14 protein-coding genes are annotated in these 17,649 nt (G+C 72.6%); 6 read left to right on the plus strand and 8 right to left on the minus strand.

What is annotated here, in order from left to right:
* From ACWCSD_RS28015 to ACWCSD_RS28045, 7 genes are all read right to left on the minus strand, one after another.
* On the minus strand, positions 1–629 hold a 629-nt coding region (locus tag ACWCSD_RS28015; RefSeq protein WP_449919170.1), incomplete at its 3' end, for a family 20 glycosylhydrolase.
* 10 nt (positions 630–639) lie between these two features.
* Positions 640–2,589: an NPCBM/NEW2 domain-containing protein gene (locus ACWCSD_RS28020; RefSeq protein ID WP_449919172.1), complete on the minus strand. Its 1,950-nt coding sequence runs from the start codon at positions 2,587–2,589 to the stop codon at positions 640–642.
* Between the two features lie 10 nt (positions 2,590–2,599).
* Positions 2,600–4,144 (minus strand): alkaline phosphatase D family protein, encoded by a 1,545-nt coding sequence (locus tag ACWCSD_RS28025; protein WP_397164098.1) that lies wholly within the window; start codon positions 4,142–4,144, stop codon positions 2,600–2,602.
* 8 nt (positions 4,145–4,152) lie between these two features.
* A complete protein-coding gene (locus ACWCSD_RS28030) occupies positions 4,153–5,454 on the minus strand; it encodes an ABC transporter substrate-binding protein (RefSeq protein WP_449919176.1) in 1,302 nt (433 codons plus the stop codon).
* A 22-nt stretch (positions 5,455–5,476) separates the two neighbouring features.
* Entirely contained in the window at positions 5,477–6,286 is an 810-nt protein-coding gene (locus tag ACWCSD_RS28035) for a carbohydrate ABC transporter permease (protein ID WP_449919178.1), read from the minus strand.
* 8 nt (positions 6,287–6,294) lie between these two features.
* Positions 6,295–7,224 (minus strand): carbohydrate ABC transporter permease, encoded by a 930-nt coding sequence (locus tag ACWCSD_RS28040; protein WP_449919181.1) that lies wholly within the window; start codon positions 7,222–7,224, stop codon positions 6,295–6,297.
* Positions 7,221–8,522, minus strand: a complete 1,302-nt coding sequence (locus tag ACWCSD_RS28045; protein ID WP_358293372.1) for a glycoside hydrolase family 36 protein — start codon at positions 8,520–8,522, stop codon at positions 7,221–7,223. The genes ACWCSD_RS28040 and ACWCSD_RS28045 overlap by 4 nt, the downstream gene beginning before the upstream one ends.
* Positions 8,523–8,683: 161 nt before the next feature.
* Here ACWCSD_RS28045 and ACWCSD_RS28050 point away from each other — a divergent pair, with 161 nt between their 5' ends.
* From ACWCSD_RS28050 to ACWCSD_RS28065, 4 genes are all read left to right on the plus strand, one after another.
* Entirely contained in the window at positions 8,684–9,838 is a 1,155-nt protein-coding gene (locus ACWCSD_RS28050) for an ROK family transcriptional regulator (protein WP_387670058.1), read from the plus strand.
* A gap of 209 nt (positions 9,839–10,047) precedes the next feature.
* Positions 10,048–11,586: an RICIN domain-containing protein gene (locus ACWCSD_RS28055; RefSeq protein WP_449919185.1), complete on the plus strand. Its 1,539-nt coding sequence runs from the start codon at positions 10,048–10,050 to the stop codon at positions 11,584–11,586.
* A 147-nt stretch (positions 11,587–11,733) separates the two neighbouring features.
* On the plus strand, positions 11,734–12,762 hold the full coding sequence (locus ACWCSD_RS28060) for an alcohol dehydrogenase catalytic domain-containing protein (RefSeq protein WP_449919188.1): 1,029 nt from the start codon (positions 11,734–11,736) through the stop codon (positions 12,760–12,762).
* A gap of 11 nt (positions 12,763–12,773) precedes the next feature.
* The gene (locus ACWCSD_RS28065) at positions 12,774–13,397 is read left to right on the plus strand and encodes a cysteine hydrolase (RefSeq protein WP_397164086.1); all 624 of its coding nucleotides are present in this window, start codon (positions 12,774–12,776) and stop codon (positions 13,395–13,397) included.
* Here the strand turns inward: ACWCSD_RS28065 and ACWCSD_RS28070 are convergent.
* Positions 13,386–13,865, minus strand: a complete 480-nt coding sequence (locus ACWCSD_RS28070; RefSeq protein WP_449919191.1) for a hypothetical protein — start codon at positions 13,863–13,865, stop codon at positions 13,386–13,388. The two genes, ACWCSD_RS28065 and ACWCSD_RS28070, sit on opposite strands and share 12 nt — an antisense overlap.
* A 234-nt stretch (positions 13,866–14,099) precedes the next feature.
* On the opposite strand from ACWCSD_RS28070, the gene ACWCSD_RS28075 reads away from it, so the two are divergent.
* Together ACWCSD_RS28075 and ACWCSD_RS28080 are read left to right on the plus strand one after the other, a co-directional pair.
* Positions 14,100–16,307 (plus strand): hypothetical protein, encoded by a 2,208-nt coding sequence (locus ACWCSD_RS28075; RefSeq protein ID WP_449919194.1) that lies wholly within the window; start codon positions 14,100–14,102, stop codon positions 16,305–16,307.
* Positions 16,308–16,418: 111 nt separating this feature from the next.
* On the plus strand, positions 16,419–17,534 hold the full coding sequence (locus tag ACWCSD_RS28080; RefSeq protein ID WP_358293382.1) for a GntR family transcriptional regulator: 1,116 nt from the start codon (positions 16,419–16,421) through the stop codon (positions 17,532–17,534).
* The last annotated feature ends 115 nt before the right edge of the window (positions 17,535–17,649 follow it).

Below are 17,649 nucleotides of genomic sequence, written 5' to 3' on the forward strand. Positions count from 1 at the left end.
GACAGCGCGGTGACGAAATGGGACATGGCGCCGTTCCAGCCGGTCTGGCTCTCCCGCCGCCACGCGCCGACCTCGGTCAGGCGGGGGTACCGCCGGATCTCGACGCGCCAGCCCTGGTCGTCGGTCAGGTGCAGGTGCAGGACGTTCAGCTTGTGCAGGGCCATCAGGTCGATGAACCGCAGCAGGTCGTGCTTGGTCATGAAATGCCGGGCGACGTCCAGGAGGCAGCCGCGCCAGCCGAAGCGCGGCTCGTCCTCGATGTGCACGCCCGGCGCGACCAGGGGTTCGGCGGCCGGCGACCGGCGGTAGGCGGCGGCGGGCAGGAGCTGGCGGAAGGTCTGCGCGCCGTAGAAGGCCCCGGCGGGCCCGCCCGCGTCGATGGCGACGCCGTCGTCGCCCACGCTCAGCCGGTACGCCTCCGGGCCGAGGTCGTCGCCCAGCCCCAGGGTGATCGTCCCCGGGCCCGGCGTGCCGGGCAGCAGCTCACCTCCGGTGACCTGGCTGAGCTCGGCGCGCAGCCAGGCGGCCACCCCGGCGAGCGCCGGGTCGGCGGTGAGCGCCGTGCGCCCGTCGAGGACGAACCTCCCGCGCCTGGTCCCGTGGCTGACGGGCCTGGGAACGATCTTCAAGTGCATCTCCTCACTGACAGGTGACGGTGGCGTCGGCGAAGTCGGCGTGGTCGGAGGTGGCGTTGTCGCCGCCGTTGGTCGCGACCAGCCGGACGAACCGGGCGCCCGCGACGGACGCCGTGACCTTCCTGGCGGGCATGGCGCCGGTCAGCACGCCGGAGTGCGCGACCCGGCTGCCGTCGGCCCACACCTCGAAGTCGGCCGAGCCGGCCTGGCCGACCTCGTCGTCGATGCCGGCCTGGAACTCGACCGTCGTGCACCGGCCGGCGGTGTGGAACTCGATGTCGGCGGGGGCGTGCGTGCCCAGGCCCTTGGCGTACCGGACGCCCTCGACGGTGATCGGACGGCCGTCGCCGGCGGCCCGCTCGCCGTTGCTGGTGTCCTTCTCGACCGGGCCGAAGTAGTTCGTGGCCCTGGTCCAGGCCAGGTCGCTCAGGTAGGTGCGGCCCGTGCCCGGCGCCCTGGCCACGATGACGACGGCGACGGCGCGCCGGTCGCCCTGGGTGAAGGCGACCTCGTAGGTGCCGGGCGCGGCGTCCGCGGGCGGGGTGACCGTCCAGGTCACGGTGAACGTCTCGGCGGCGCCGAGCCGGGCGGTCCTGGCCGGCGTGCGGGCCTCGGCGCGCCAGCCGTCCGGCGCGGACGCCTTGACCTCGACGTCCCGCAGCGGGGCGGTGGCCCCGGTGTTCGTGACGCGGGTGACCAGCTCGCCGGGCACGCCGGGTTCCAGCACCGAGGGCCGGTCCTCGCCGAGGAAGCGCGGCGGGTCCGCCTCGAAGGTGACCAGCGGCGGCGCCTGCTCCCGGCTCTCCGAGACCCGGTAGAGCACCGCCGCGTGCGCCGGGACCTGCGCCGACAGCACGTCTTTTGTCGAGCTGACCGCGCCGGACCACAGCTCCTCGACCCGGTGGCGGGAGCCCGCGCCGAGCCGGGTGGAGATGACCGCCGCCCGGTCGCTCTCGTTGAACAGCGCGATCGCCCGGTCGCCGCCGTCCAGGGGCTTGGCCAGGACGTGGTACCAGCCGTCGGAGGCGACGAGCCGGCCGTGCGCGCCCAGCCGGTCCTGGTCCACCGCGATCACCTTGGGGTTGGCGACGACGGCCGCCGGCGCCTTGGCCGGGTCGGCCTGCAGGACGAGCGGCGCGGCCCCCATGGCCCACAACGTGAACTGGGCGCGGTACTCGGTCTCGGTCATCCCGCCGCGCCCGGCCTGGATCAGGTCGGGGTCGGCCAAGCTGCCCGGCCCGGCGTACTCGGCTCTGAGCTGGTTGGTCTCCCAGATGTCCACCATGCTCGGGTAGCTGTCGGGGATGGGCTTGTTGTAGACGTTCGTCCGCCAGGTGGTGGCGCCGGCGTCCTTGCCCCACAACCAGGGCACGGTGCTGCCGTCCTCGTTGTTCATGGCGAACACCACGCCGTCGCCGAGGGCCTGGCGCATGCGCGGGTAGAGGGTCTGGGCGATCTGCTGCACGTTCTGGCCGGGGAAGTCGGCCGTGGGGACGTTGCACCAGTCGTACTTGACGTAGTCGGCGCCCCAGGCCCTGAGCTGGGCGGCGTCGGCGGCCTCCTGCCTGTAGGAGCCGGGGCCGCCGCCGGAGCACGCCTTGGTGCCGGCCGACAGGCTCAGGCCGAGCTTGAGGCCCTTGGCGTGCAGCTCGTCGGCCAGCGCCTTGACGCCGCCCGGGAAGCGGGCCGGGTCGGGGGCCAGGGCGCCGCCGCTGCGCTGGGCGGCCAGCCAGCAGTCGTCGAGCACGACGTACCGGTAGCCGAGCGGCGCGAGCGGGGCGAGGGCGCCGGCGGCCTGGCGGACGGCCGCCTCGGAGACCGAGCAGCCCAGGGAGCGGCTGCTCCAGCCCATCGGGGGCGCCGCGACGGCCGCCGCGGTCGCCACGGAACCGGGTAAGGGCGCGAAGGGCAGGGTGAGGAGGGCCGCCGCGACGGCGGCCGTGATCGTGCGCATGGGGATCCCGTCAGGCTGGGTGGAGGCTCGGGTCGCCCGGCTCGACGACGAACGAGCCGGAGGTGTAGGCGGGCGCGTACGGCTCGGTCACCCGGGACAGCGAGCGGAAGTCGACCTTCATCTCCTGCTGGGTGAGCTTGGCGCGGACGTAGCCGCGGCGGCCGTTGAAGAACTTCACGTGCGGGTTCTCGGCGAGCAGCGTCTGGGTGTTGGGGTACTCGTCGAGGCCGTTGCCGGCGCTGGTGACGGACGTGGTGACCAGCTCGACGGCGACGGACTTCGACTCGGGGTCCTGGAAGTCGCGCTTGACCTCCCCGGCCCAGTGGGAGTGCACGTCGCCGGTGAGGACGACCGCGTTGCGCCGGTGGTCGTCGATGGCGGCGGTCAGCCGGTTGCGGGAGGCGACGTAGCCGTCCCAGCCCTCGTTGGAGTAGCCCTTGCCCTCGCCGTTGGTCCAGTCCATCTCCATGAGGAAGACCTGCTGGCCGAGCAGGTCCCAGGTGGCCTGGGAGCCCTTGAGCTGCCCGTCGAGCCAGGACTCCTGCTCGCCGCCGAGCATCGTGCGGTTGGGCGCCAGCCGCTCGGCGCAGTCGGCGCCGACCGTGCCGCTCCTGCCGGTGCAGGCGTACAGGTCGCGGTACTGGCGGGTGTCGAGCATGTGCAGGTTGGCGACCGCGCCCCAGCGGATCGTGCGGTAGAGCCGCAGGGCCGGGCCGTCGGGGCGCTGGGCGCGGCGCAGCGGCATGTTCTCGTAGTACGCCTGGAAGGCCGCGGCCCGGCGGGCGAGGAAGGGCGGGTCGGGCTGCTCGGGCACGTCGCCGGCCCAGGCGTTCTCGATGTCGTGGTCGTCCCACACGACCACCCAGGGGGCGATCGCGTGGGCCAGCCGCGACTCGGGGTCGGCCTTGTGCTGGGCGTGCCGCAGCCGGTATCCGGCCAGGTCGAGGCATTCGCCGCCGGCCTGGTCGCGGACGGGGTACTTGTAGTCGCCGTACTCGTAGATGTAGTCGCCGAGGAAGGCGATGAGGTCGGGGTGGTCCTCGGCCATCCGGCGGTAGGGGGTGAACCAGCCGGTCTGGTAGTCGGCGCAGGAGGTGAACGACAGGTTCAGGGGGCGGGAGCGGGCGCCGGGAGCGGGGGCGGTCAGGGTGCGGCCGACCTCGCTGATCTCGCCCTCGGCGCGGAAGCGGTAGAAGTACTCCGCGCCCGGGCGCAGGCCGTCCAGCTCGACGTGCACGCTGTGGGCCGACTCGCGGCGGGCCTGCTCGACGCCCTGGCGCACGACGTGGCGGAAGTTCTCGTCGGAGGCGAGCTGCCAGTGCACCGGCACGACGCGGTCCGGCATGCCGCCGAGCCCGTCGAGCGCGACCGGGTCCATGGCGAGCCGGGTCCAGAGGACGACGCCGTCCGGCGTGGGCTCGCCGGAGGCGACGCCCAGCTGGAACGGGTCGGACAGGGGGGCACGCCGGGCCGCCGCGCGCACGGGTGAGGCACCCAGTGCGGCGGCGAGGCCCAGGCTCGCGCCCCCGGCGAACAACGATCGCCGGGTGATCAATGGAGCTCCTACTCGATGGAGGCGTTGCCGGCGGCCACGGCCTGGTCGGCGGCCTGCTGGGGGGTGAGCTTGCCGAGGTACATCTCGTTGAGGATCTGGTTGAGCTTGTTCTCGAAGCCGGTGAAGCCGGTGGTGACCGGCAGCGGGAAGGTCTGGCCCTCCGACTCCTCCTGGAACGGCGAGACGTCGAGCTTCTTGGACTTCCAGTAGTCGACGTAGCCCTGCGCCAGGCCGTTGAGCGCGGGGAAGACGTAGCCGCCGTCGGCCATCATCTTCTGCGGCTCCTCGGTGCCGAGCCAGGTGGCCAGCTTCATCGCCTCGGCCGGGTGGGCGCTCTTGGCGGAGACGGCCTCGGACAGGCCGTTGAGGTTCACCGAACGGCCCTGCGGGCCCTCGGGCATGGCGGCGACGCCGATCTCGAAGTTGGCCTCCGGCGCGACGAACGGCAGCAGCGCGTTGTTCGCCGGGAACATGGCGACCTTCCCGGCCTTGAACATGTCGGTGACCTTGCCGGTGGGCGGGTTGGTCTGGGTGGCCGGCGGCGAGACGTGGTGCTTGTTGACCAGGTCCACGCCGAACTGCAGCCCCTGGACGGAGGCGGCGTCGTTGAAGGTGTAGCTGCCGAAGGGCTTGTCCAGCAGCTTGCCGCCGTTGGAGCTGACCCAGTTCATCCACTGCGTCTGGTAGTGGTTCCAGGAGGCGAAGCCGTACGTGGTGACCTTGGCGGGGTCGAAGCCGGGCTCGCCGGGGTGCTTGCCGGCCTCGTCCACGGTGAGCTTGCGGGCGGTGTCGAGCAGGGTGCCGGAGCCGTCGGCCGCCCAGGTGAGCTTGTCCGGCATGGTCACGCCGGCCTTGGCGAACAGGTCCTTGTTGTAGAGCAGGCCGACGATCCCCCAGTCCTTCGGCACGCCGTACAGCTTGCCCTGGTAGGTGAACGAGCCGACCACGGTCTGGTGGTACTTGGAGCCGTCCACCTGGACGGGCGCCAGCACGCCCTTGGTGACGAACTCGGGGAACTGGGTGGGGCTCATCCAGAAGACGTCCGGCGCGGTCCCGGCGACGGCGTCGGCGGTGAGCTTGGTCCAGTACTGGTCGTAGGGCAGCAGTTCTATCTTGACGTCGATGCCCGGGTTGGCCTTCTCGAAGGCGGCCATCACCTTCTCGTAGCCGACCTTCTGCTGGTCGTCCCAGAGCCGGTAGGTGAGCGTGACCTTGCCGGAGTCTCCGGAGCCCGACCCGCAGCCGGACAGGATGAGCGTGGCGGCGCAGAGCAGCGCCCCGGCCCAGCGAATCGGGGGGGATTGCAACATTCGCTGACCTCTTGTTCGTGTGCTACTTGAGGCCGGTGAGGACCACCGACCGGACGATGTGCCTTTGGAAGAAGACGAAGACGGCCACCATCGGCACGAGCGCGATCAGCCCGCCGGCCATCATCAGGTTGTAGTCGACGCCGATGCCGACCTTGAGGGTGGCGAGCGCCACCGTCATCACCCTGGTCTCGTCGCCGCTGGTGATGATCAGCGGCCAGATGAAGCTGTTCCACGACGAGATCACGGTGATGATCGTCAGGGTGCCGAGCGCCGGGCGGCACAGCGGCAGCAGGATGCGCAGCAGGACGGTCATCGCCCCGGCCCCGTCGATCCGGGCGGCCTCCTCCAGCCCGGCGGGCAGGGACTTGAAGAACTGGCGCATCAGGAAGATGCCGTACGGGGTGCCCAGCACGTACGGGATGAGCAGGCCGTACCAGGTGTTGACCAGGCCGAGCTCGCGCATGATGAGGAACAGGGGGATCATCGTGACCGCGCCCGGCACCATCATGGTGGCGACGTACAGCCAGAACAGGGCCTCCCTGCCCCGGAAGCGCAGCCGCGCGAAGGCGTAGGCGGCGAAGGTGGTGAAGACGAGCTGCCCGAGGGTGAGCGCGACCGTCATCAGCAGGGTGTTGAGCACGTACCGGGGGAAGTCGCCGCTCAGCAGCCGGGTCAGGTTGGCGGTGGTCGGCGGCAGGCCGGGCAGCCACGGCTCGGTGGAGCTGAGCTGCGACTGCGTCTTGAACGCGGTCAGCACGACCAGCAGGTACGGGAAGACGGAGACGAACGCGCCGGCCGCGAGCACGACGTGGAGCAGGGTGCGCTTGATCATGGGGGGCCTCAGCTCAGGTCGTAGGTGGTGCGCTTGCCGAAGAACCTGACCTGCGCCAGCGTCACCAGCAGGATGACCCCGAACAGCAACATCGACAGGGTCGAGGCGTAGCCGAAGTCGAACTGCTTGAACGCCGTCTCGTAGATGCGGAAGTTGAGCACCTCGGTGCTCTGGCTGGGGCCGCCGTTGGTCATGACGTAGACGGTGTCGAACACCTGGAAGGCGCCGATCAGGTTGGTCACCATGACGAAGAACATCGTGGGGTTGAGCAGCGGCAGCGTGATGCGCCAGAACCGCTGGGCGGGGGTGGCGCCGTCGGTGGCGGCGGCGTCGTACAGCTCCTTGGGGATGCCCTGGAGGCCGGCCAGGAAGAACAGCATGGTGTAGCCGGTGTGCTGCCAGACGTTGACCAGCGCGATCGCGGGCAGCGCCCAGGCAGGGTCGGACAGCCAGTCCGGGCCGGTGACGCCGGCCAGGCCGAGCAGGCTGTTGAGCGCGCCGTCGCGCGGGTCGAAGATCCAGTTCCAGACCAGGCCGAGGACGATCGGGGTGGCCATCCACGGGATCAGGTACAACGAGCGGTACAGCCGCAGGGCCTTGACCTTGCGGTCCAGCAGCAGCGCCAGCAGCAGGGCCAGCACGGTCTGCAGCGGGATGCACAGGACGACGTACAGGAGGGTGACGCCAAGCGCGTGCCAGCTCTCGCCGTCGGCGGCCAGCCGGCGGTAGTTGTCCAGCCCGGCGAACGTGGGCTCCGACAGCAGCTCCCAGTCGAAGAAGCTGAGCACCAGGACGATGACGACCGGCAGCAGCAGGAACGCCACCACCCCGAACAGGCTGGGCCCGACGAACAGGTAGGCGTGCCAGTCACGGGTGCGCCTGCGCGGCGGCCGCCGCGGAGCCTCCTTGGCGGCGGCCCGGACCGTCTCGGTGATCACGACGGGTCCGTGGCGGTGGGGACCAGCAGGCGGCGGGTGGTCTCCAGCCCCCACTCGTCGAGGGCGGCGATCGGGTCGCTGGAGCCGCGCAGGCCGCCGGTGCCCTCGATGTGCGCCGCCCACTCCTGCCGGGCCTCCACCTCGGGCCGCACGATGAGGCAGTCGGGGTCGTTGACCCACCAGCGGGCGTGCAGGAACTCGCGGGCCGCGCCGGTCAGCCGGGCGCCGAGCTGGGAGGGCTGGCTGATGTCGCCCGACCGGGGGTGCAGGGTGGGCGCGATGTCGGGGCTGACCCGCATGATGTCGACCAGCCCGATGCTGGGCAGCATGGGCGCGCCGCAGCCGTGCAGGGTGGCCTCGGGGCCCGCGCCGCGCCGCACGAGCTCCAGCCCGCGCCGGTAGGCCGCGATCGGGTCCAGGTCCTCGTGGCGGCGGCCGGCCAGGGCGCCGGCGTAGAGGTAGTCGAGCTTGAAGTGGGTGACGCCCATGGCGGCGAAGGCGGCGAAGACGTGGACCAGGTGCTCGGCCGCGCCGGGGTGGGTGACGTCGAGGACGGCGAGGTCCTGGTTCCACATGCGGCCCGCGTACGCGCCGTCCACCAGCCAGTCGGGGTGCTCGTGGAACAGGCGGCTGTCGTGGCCGACCAGGAAGGGGGCGGTCCAGATGCCGGCGCGGCGGCCGGAGCCGGTGACGGCGTCCAGGGCGCGGGCGAGGGAGCCGAAGCCGGGCCTGGGGTCCAGCCAGTCGCCGATGCCGGCCTCGTAGCCGTCGTCGACGAGGAACATGTCGGCGGTCAGGCCGTGCCGGTCGGCCAGCGCCAGGTTCTCCAGGACGTCGGCGTCGGTGACCTTGTCCCAGTAGCCGTACCAGGTGCACCACATGGGGGGGACGGCGGGGAACGTCCTGGGTTCTGCCATGCCGTCCGCCCAGTCGCGCAGGGCCCGGCCGAGGTCGCCCTCGACGCGGTGGTGGCGTACCGGGCCGTCGGCGGAGATGACCAGACGGTCGCCCTCCCGGCGGGCCCGGACGGAGGGCACCTGGAGCGGTCCGGGCGCGCTCCACAGCTCGACCGCGCCGTCGCCGGTCTCGACGGCCAGCAGCCCCTCGCCCTGGAAGACGCCGTCGGGGACGGGCGTCTCGGGGCGGTAGCAGAGGATCTGGATCGTCTCGTCGGCGGGTCTGGGCGGAAGGTCCCCGAGGCCGTAGGCGCCGGTGGGGCTCCACGACTGCCAGCCGTGCTCGAACACCCGGGTCCGGGCCTGGTCGCACCTGATCTCGCCGACGTCAACGAATGACATCAGACCTCATCTCTCTCAACTTACGAAGGAGCGCTTCATTAGTAGCACCGTCGGTTTCGGAGGGTCAACGCCCAATTTGAAGGGGTTCATGGGTGGTGCGCCGTCGAGCTGGCCCCTGGCATAATCTCTGCTTACAGAGGAGACCTACGTTAAGGACGGCGATGGCGGATCTACGCGGCGGCGACCTGTCACGGCTGCGACAGCTCAACTCGCTGACCGCCATCCGGGCCCTGCGCCGGGCCGGCCCGCTCACCCTGTCGGCGCTGGCCGAGCGCACGGGGTTGTCGCGGCCGTCCATGAAGGAGGTCGCCGGCGAACTGATGGACCTGGGCTGGGTGGAGGAGGTGCCGCCGAGCCCCGGCTCGATGGGCCGGCCGGCCCGCCGCTACCGCTTCCGCGCCGACAGCGGCTACCTGGTCGGCGTCGACGTGGGCGGCCACAACATCCGCGCCGCCCTGTCCGACCTCGACGGCGAGATCCTGGCCGAGACCCGCCAGCCGGTGCTGCCGGACGCGCCGCTGGAGGAGCGGCTGGCCGCGATCGAGCGGGCCGTCTCCGGCTGCCTGTCGCTCGGCCGCGTCGCGGTGTCCGACCTGTGGACGATCGCCGTCGGCACCATCGGCATCATCGACATCGAGGGGCGGGTCATCTACTCGGCCGCCGTCCCGTCCTGGCGCGACCTCGACCTGGCGGGCCGGATGCGGGAGATGTTCCCCTGCCAGGTGCTGATCGAGAACGACAGCCGCCTGGCCGCCATGGCCGAGACCCGGCGCGGCGTCGCCCAGGGCGCCAAGGACGTGGTGTTCCTGCACGTCGGCAGGCGCATGGGCGCCGGGCTGATCATCGGCGGCCGGGTCCACCGGGGGTTCGGGGCGGCGGCCGGGGAGATCTCCATGCTGCCCGAGGCACGCTGGTTCGACGCGCCCGAGCACCTCAACTCGTGCGCGGCCGTCCCCGAGGGCACGCCGCCGGAGGACGCGGCGGGCTACACGCTGGCCGCCGCCAGGAACGGCGACCCGGTGGCGCTGGAGGCGGTCGGGCGCTATCTCGACGATCTGGCCGTGGGCGCGGCCGCCATGGTGCTCGTCCTCGATCCGCAGGTCGTGGTGCTGGGCGGCGGGTTCTCCAGGTCGGCGGACGTGCTGCTCGGGCCGCTGCGCGAACGGCTGGAGCGGCGGTGCATGCGCATGCCGGAGGTGCGGGCGTCCACGCTGGGCGACGAGTGCGTGGTGGCGGGCGCGATCGACTACGCCGTCGACCACCTCGACGAGCAGCTCTTCACCCCCGAGAGCGGCCCGCTGCCCCTCACCCGCTGACCCCCGTTTGCGGGTTTCCTGCAATCGGTTGTTGCAGAAATAGCCACGCCACCAGGTACAACGCTCGAAGCGTTTGCAGTTTTACCTGGACATCTTGACCTTTCCTCGACACGAAGCCACTGTTGCTGCAACCGGTTGGCAAGGCTCGCGCGGCACCCCCCTTCCACTCCTCCCTCGAAACGGAGCTGGACGTGCGTAAGAACCAACCCTTGGCGACGAGACTGGCGGTCGTGCTGACCACCGGCCTGCTCACCGCCGGCGGCCTGGTCGCCGTGCTGAACACGCCCGCCTCGGCGGCCCCGGCCGGCGGGAACTACACGCTGGTCAACGGCGGCAGCGGCCTGTGCGCCACCGTGCCGGGGCAGAGCACCGGCGACGGCGTGCAACTCGCGCAGAACGCCTGCGCCGAGGCCGCCGGGCAGGTCTTCACCCTCACCGCCGCCGGGAGCGGCTTCCAGGTCAAGGCCGCCCACAGCGGGAAGTGCGCCGGCGTCCGCGACGCCTCCACCAGCGCGGGCAAGCCCGTGCAGCAGGAGACCTGCGACTCGGCCGCCACCAAGCAGTGGACCCTGAAGCCCGCCGGCGGCGGACCGACCACCGGCCCCACCTCGACGCCCACTGTGACGCCCACTGTCACGCCGACCGTCCCGCCGCCGACCGGCGCGCTGTACGTCTCCCCGACCGGCAGGGACGGCGCGACCGGCACCCGGTCCGACCCGACGACGCTCACCTCCGCCATCACCCGCGTCGCCGCGGGCGGCACGATCTACCTGCGCGGCGGCACGTACGCCTTCACCCAGACGGTCACCATCGCCCCCGGCAACGACGGCACCGCCGCGGCCCGCAAGACGTTGTCGGCCTACCCCGGCGAGACGCCCGTGCTGAACTTCGCGGCCCAGAGCGAGGACCCGGCCAACCGCGGGCTCGCCGTCAACGGCTCGTACTGGCACCTGTACGGCATCACCGTCGAACGCGCCGGCGACAACGGCATCTTCGTCGGCGGCAGCGGCAACATCATCGAACGGTCGGTGACCCGGTACAACCGCGACACCGGGCTGCAGCTCTCCCGGATCGCCTCCGACACGCCGCAGAGCCGGTGGCCGTCCGGCAACCTCGTCCTGAGCACGGTCTCGCACGACAACGCCGACTCCGACGGCGAGGACGCCGACGGCTTCGCCGCCAAGCTGACCGTCGGCCCCGGCAACGTCTTCCGGTACGCGGTGTCCCGCAACAACATCGACGACGGCTGGGACCTGTACACCAAGACCGAGACCGGCCCGATCGGCCCGGTCACCGTCGAGGACTCCCTGGCCTACGGCAACGGCACGCTGAGCGACGGCAGCCAGGCCGGCAACGGCGACCGCAACGGCTACAAGCTGGGCGGCGAGGACATCAAGGTCGACCACGTCGTGCGGCGCAACATCGCCTACCGCAACGGCAAGCACGGCTTCACCTACAACCGCAACCTCGGCACGATGTCGATCACCGGGAACGTCGCCGTCGACAACGCCGAGCGCAACTTCTCCTTCGACGGCGGCACCTCGGTGTTCCGCGACAACACCTCGTGCCGCTCCGGCAGCGGCGCCAACGACAAGATCGTCGGTTCGGCCGACGCGTCCAACCAGTTCTGGTCCGGCTCGAACGGCTCCCGCTGCTCGGCCTACGGCGGCGCCCTGAACTGGTCCTTCGCCGCGGACGGCCGCCTGGTGGTGACCTTCGGCGGCGTCCCGGTCGTCCCGGCGGGCTGACCGGCGGCCCCTGAGGCCCGGGACCCGCGTCAAGGTCCCGGGCCTTCGCCGTGCCGGTGGGGTAAACGAGGCGGAAGTGGAAAAGGTGGCCTTGTGAGGGCCTCCCGGTGAGGCCGCCGCGTCCCGTACGAAGAAAGAGCAGACGCCATGCCGTCTTCTGCCCTGCACCGTTCCATCCAGGTCGCCGAGCCCGGCGGCGCCCTGGCCCAGGCCCCGGCGCGGACCCGCGAACCGGGCCCCGGCCAGGTGCGGATCACCGTCGAGGCGTGCGGGGTGTGCCACTCCGACGCACTGATCATCGGCGGCGCGCTCCCGGGCACCGCCTTCCCCGTCACGCCGGGGCACGAGATCGCCGGACGCGTCGACGCGATCGGCGACGGCGTCGCGGGCTGGTCCGTGGGCGACCGGGTGGCGGTCGGCTGGTACGGCGGGAGCTGCGGCCACTGCGACGCCTGCCGGGAGGGCGACGGGGTGCTCTGCCCCGAGCTCCAGGTGCCGGGCGCCGCCTACCCGGGCGGGTTCGCCGACTCGGTCGTGGCGCCGGCCGTCGCGCTGGCCGCGATCCCCGACGAGCTGACCGCGGTGCAGGCGGCGCCCCTGGCCTGCGCGGGCGTGACCGTGTTCAACGCGCTGCGGCGCAGCTCGGCGCGGCCTGGCGACACCGTCGCGATCCTCGGGCTGGGCGGCCTCGGCCACCTGGGCGTGCAGTTCGCCGCGCGGATGGGCTTCGACACGGTCGCCATCGCGCGCGGGAGCGACAAGGAGCCGCTGGCCCGCGAGCTCGGCGCCGCCCACTACATCGACGGCGCCGCCGAGCAGGCCGCCGACGCGCTGCTGGCGCGGGGCGGGGCCAAGGTGGTGCTGGCGACGGTGACCAGCTCGGCGGCGATGTCCGGCACGATCGACGGGCTGGGCCGGCGCGGCGAGCTCATCACCGTCGGCATCGACACCGACCCGCTCGCCGTCACTCCGCTGCAGCTCGTCGGCGGCGCCCGCCGGGTCTACGGGCACGCCTCCGGCATCGCCGTGGACACCCAGGACACCATGAGGTTCGCCGCGCGGAGCGGCGTGCGCGCCTGGACGGAGGAGGTGCCGCTGGAGGAGGCCGCGACGGCGTACCAGCGGATGATGTCCGGGCAGGCCCGCTTCCGCATGGTCCTGACCACCGGCAACTGAGGAGGGCGGCCATGACCGAGTCCTACGACCCGCGCCGCACCGCGGTGCTGCTGGTCGATCCGTACAACGACTTCATCTCCGAGGGCGGCAAGGTGTGGCCGCGGCTCGGGCCGGTGGCGCAGGCGATCGGCCTGCTGGACAACCTGCGGGCGGTGATCGCCGCGGCGCGCGCGGCCGGCGTGCGGGTGGTGTTCGTCCCGCACCGCCGCTGGCAGCCGGGCGACTACGAGGGCTGGGCCCATCCGAACCCGACGCAGCACGGCATCCAGGAGCGGCACACCTTCGCCCGCGGCTCGTGGGGCGGGGAGTTCCATCCCGACCTCCAGCCGGAGGAGGGCGACGTCGTCGCCGCCGAGCACTGGGCGCAGAGCGGGTTCGCCAACACCGACCTGGACCTCCAGCTGCGGCAGCGCGGCGTCACGCACGTGGTGGCCGTGGGCGTGCTGGCCAACACGTGCGTGGAGTCCACCGGGCGGTTCGCCATGGAGCTGGGCTACCACGTGACGCTGGTGCGCGACGCGACCGCCGCGTACCTGCCGGAGATGTTGCACGCCGCGCACGAGCTCAACGGTCCCACCTTCGCCCACGCCATCCTGACCACGGAGAAACTGGTCGCGGCCTTCTCACGGGGCTGACCGGGCCGAGCCGGGGCTCGGGCGGGCGGGGCGGGTGGCCGTCCAGTAGGACCGGGCCGTCCCGGCGGCCAGGCCGGCCACGACGAGCCCGATGAGCCCGTGGTACCAGCGCCAGCCGACGCCGAGGCCGACGAACCCGTCGAGGATCATGATGCCCGCGCCTCCGCCGAGCGCCGCCAGCATCACCGCCAGCACGGCGAGCATCGCGGCCCGCGGCAGCCGGCGGCCCGCGGCGGTGACGGTGGCCACGGCGACACAGGCCCCCAGCACCCCGGAGGCCGCCGCGAACCCCTGCGCGAGTGACGGGTCCAGGAGGTAGCGCGCGGCCTCGGCCGCCGGCACGGGCGGCCCGCCGGGGAAACCGAGCCTGCCCTGGACGGCGAAGGCGGCCTTGCCCGCCGCGTACCCGAGCATCAGCGCCGCAAGCCCGTACGCCGGCCAGCGCCGCGGGTGATGAGAGTCGACCATGCCCGCAACGCTAGGGACCGCCCGGCGCCCGCCCCTCCCCACCGCGCGCGAACCTCCTCCCCCGTCAGAGGGATCCCACCCGCCTTCGGCGTCGGCGAGGGGCCCGCGATTCGGCGGCCGGAATTCATGCCATTCTTCTTCTGGAAATTCGGGGCTATCGTTTCGCCATCTCATGGATTCAATGTCCGGACATATCCGTTTCCGGCGTTAATTCATTCCTATGGAGGTGGCTTCATGCCCTCACGGCTATGGAGAATCGCGGGCGCGCTCGCGCTCGCCGTCCCGTTCACAGTGGCCGCACCGGCCGTGGCGAGCGCGGCGGACCCGCCGTCGGTGGTGATCGACTCCGCCGAGCCGGCCCCCGGCCTGATCCGGCTGACCGGCCGCTTCACCACCGCCTACGACGTGTCCGTCGTGGTGGACGGCGAGCGCGTGGACCGGGCCGAGGTCACCGACCCGGACGCCGACGACAGCGGAACCTGGTCCTACGACCTCGACACCCGCGCCCTGGACGGCGAGATCGAGGTCTACGCCAAGGCCACGGCCGCCGACACCCGCTACGGCGCCTGGTCGCCGCCGCTGACCCTGCGCGTGGACAATCCGCAGGCCAGGGCCCCGCGCGTGGCGATCGCCGAGCCCGCCGACGGGGCCCGGCTCACCCGTCCCACGCCGGTCCGGGTGGACGTGGCCGGCACGGACGTGCGCTCGGTCCGGGTCCGCGTCAACGGCGGCCCCTGGCAGCCCGCCGCCGGCGCGCGGGGGCGCTACGTCACGCTGCTGAACCCGGCCAGGTACGGCGACGTGATGGCGAGCCTGGAGGCCGAGGCGGTAGACGCGCGCGGCCACGTGTCCAGGTCATCCACCACGTATGTGGCGCTCGGCGCGGCGCGCGGGCAGGCCCCGGTGCCGCACCGGCAGGACCGGGCGATGTGGATCTGGGAGAAGGCGTCCTACAACCTGGTGCTCAACCCTGGATCGCGCCGCCTGCTGGAGACCGTCCTGCCCGCCGGGTCGACGCTCTACCTGGGCGTGGACACCTACGCCGGGCGCGACATGATCGAGGACGCGCGTCCCGGGCTGCGTGACCTGGTGGCCTGGGCGCACGGCCGGGGCATGAAGGTGCACGCCACCGTCGCCGGCGGGACGCGGCCGCCGTACCTGGGGGCGCTGTCCCGCTACCGCGAGCGGGCCGTCGGGGAGATGGAACGGGTGCTCGACTACAACCTGTCCGCCAAGCCGGCGGAGCGGTTCGACGGCATCAACGTCGACATCGAGCCGTACAGCCTGCCCTGGTTCACCAGCGGCAAGCCCGACGTGCAGATCCAGTGGCTGGACACGCTGCGCGCGATGATCGCCCGCCGGGACGCCTCCGGGCAGCCGCTGCTGTTCGGCCCGGCCGTGCCGCGCTGGCTGGACACCTCCGCCTGCTGCACCGGCATCACCTACGGCGGGACCACCCGCACCTTGGCCGAGCACGTCCAGGACCTCAGCGACTACATCGCGATCATGGACTACCGCGACCAGGCGGACGGCGGCGCCGGCATCATCGCGCAGGCGGCCGGCGAGCTGGCCTACGCCGAGCGGATCGGCAAGCCGCTGTCGGTGGTGGTCGGCGTGGAGACGCTGGACATCGCGACCAGCGGCGACCCCGCCGGCATCACCTTCCGCGAGGAGGGCAGGGACGTGCTGGAGGCCGAGCTGGCCAAGGTCTCCCAGGCGTTCGGGGGCAGCCCGGCCTTCGCCGGGATCGCGCTGCACCACTACGACTCCTACCGGGAGCTGCCCACGGTCTGGGGGCCATCGGCCAGGTGGCCCGAGCCGCCCGCCGACTCCGGGCCGCCCACGGGCGTGGCCTCGCCGCCGCGGGCCGTGGCGTTCGGCCACGCCACGGTGGACCTGACGTACGGGCGGGCGCGCGACGACACCGAGGTCGCCCACTACGAGGTGCACCGCTCGACCGAGGCGGGCTTCACCCCGGGCCCCGGCACGCTCGCCGGGAAGGCCCGCGGCCTCACCCACACCGACACCGGCCTGCTGCCCGCCACCACCTACCACTACCGGGTCGTGCCGGTGGACGTGGCCGGTCACCGCGGCCCGCCCTCGGCCCCGGTGACCGTGACGACCGGCGCGAGCGGCCTGCGGCCCATGGTCGTGCAGTCGATGGCGGTGACGGTGGAGGGCGGCGCGGCCCGCGTACGGCTGCGGGTGGTGGACAAGGAGAGCGGGCAGCCGGTGGCCGCCACGGTGCGCGGGCGGTTCACCTTCTCCGCCGGCCGCTACGTGACGGTGACCGCGGGCGCCGACGGCTGGGCCACCGCGACGTCGGAGGCGCTGAAGCAGCCGACCGGCGAGGTGGGCTTCGCCGGTCACCGCCTGACCGCCGCGGGCCACTACTGGGCCGCCGCCTACGACCGCGACAAGGACGTCACGGCCCGCTGGTGACCCCCAATGGAGGGAATTCATTCCTAATATGCCGCGAATAACGGAGTGAATTAAGGGTTGACATTACTTTGGAATGGCGAGAAGAATCCCGTTATGGAGCCACCTGAAGGAATGAATTCCCTCCCCAGGGGAAGGCGATTCCGCACCCTCGCGGCGCGCCTGCGGCAGGAGATCGTGCAGGGCCGCTGGCCGGTCGGCGGCCGGCTGCCGACCGAGTCCGAGCTGGCGCAGACCTACTCGGTCGGGGTCAACACCGTGCGCCGCGCGGTCGACCTCCTGGTCGAGGAGGGGCTCGTCCGGCGCCGGCAGGGGTCGGGCACCTTCGTGACCAGCTCCGTCACCCCGGGGGCCAGGCCGCGTCTCATCGGCGCGCTCGTCCCGTCGAACACCTACTACTTCCCGCAGGTCGTGCAGGGCATCGAGCGGGCGGCCACCGCCGCCGGCGTGCAGCTCGTGCTGGCCTGCTCCAACTACGACCCCGACGTCGAGGCCGGGCAGATCCAGCAGCTCGTCGACGTCGGCGTGGCCGGTCTGCTGCTGGTGCCCAACCTGCACCTCGCCGCCGACCCCGACGCCCACCTGGCCCGCCTGCGCGGGCTGCCCGTGCCGTACGTGCTGGTGGAACGCCGCCCGGCCGACCCCCGCCCGGCCGACCCGACCTCCTACGTCTGCACCGACGTGCACGGCGGCGGCTACGCGGCGGTGCAGCACCTGAGCGGGCTCGGCCGCAGCAGGATCGGCTACCTCGGCCGCATCGGCACCGCCAGCTCCGAGCAGGTCTTCGCGGGATACCGCCAGGCCGTCGCCGACCTCGGGCTTCCGGAGATCCCGGAGGCCGTGGCCAGGCAGCCCGTCTGGACCGGCCCCGACATGCTGGCCTACGCCAACACGCTGGTCGCCGAGAAGGTGCGCGCGGTGGTGTGCCTCGGCGACCGCGAGGCCACCGCGCTGCTGCCCTACCTGCGCCGGGTCGGCCTGACCGTGCCCGACGACATCGCCGTCGTCGCCTATGACGACGAGGTCGCCGACCTGTCGGAGGTGCCGCTCACCGCGGTCTCGCCGCCCAAGGCCGAGGTCGGCCGGATGGCGACCGAGCTGCTGCTGCGCCGGATCGAGCTCGGCCCCGCCGCCCCCGTCTGCCGGGTCGTGCTGCAGCCCCGCCTGGCCGTCCGCGCCTCCTGCGGAGCCGCCTCCGGCAGCCTGGTCGAGGTCCGCGTCCCGACGTGACGGCGGCCTCCCCCTCACCCCCCTTCCCCCCTCTTCGTTCCTGTTGGAGGACCCAATGAGAGTGCGCGTGCTCGCCGCTGCCGCGGCGGCCGTCCTCACCGTGGCCGGCACGGCG

The sequence above is a fragment of the Nonomuraea sp. NPDC001684 genome (genome assembly GCF_053596515.1).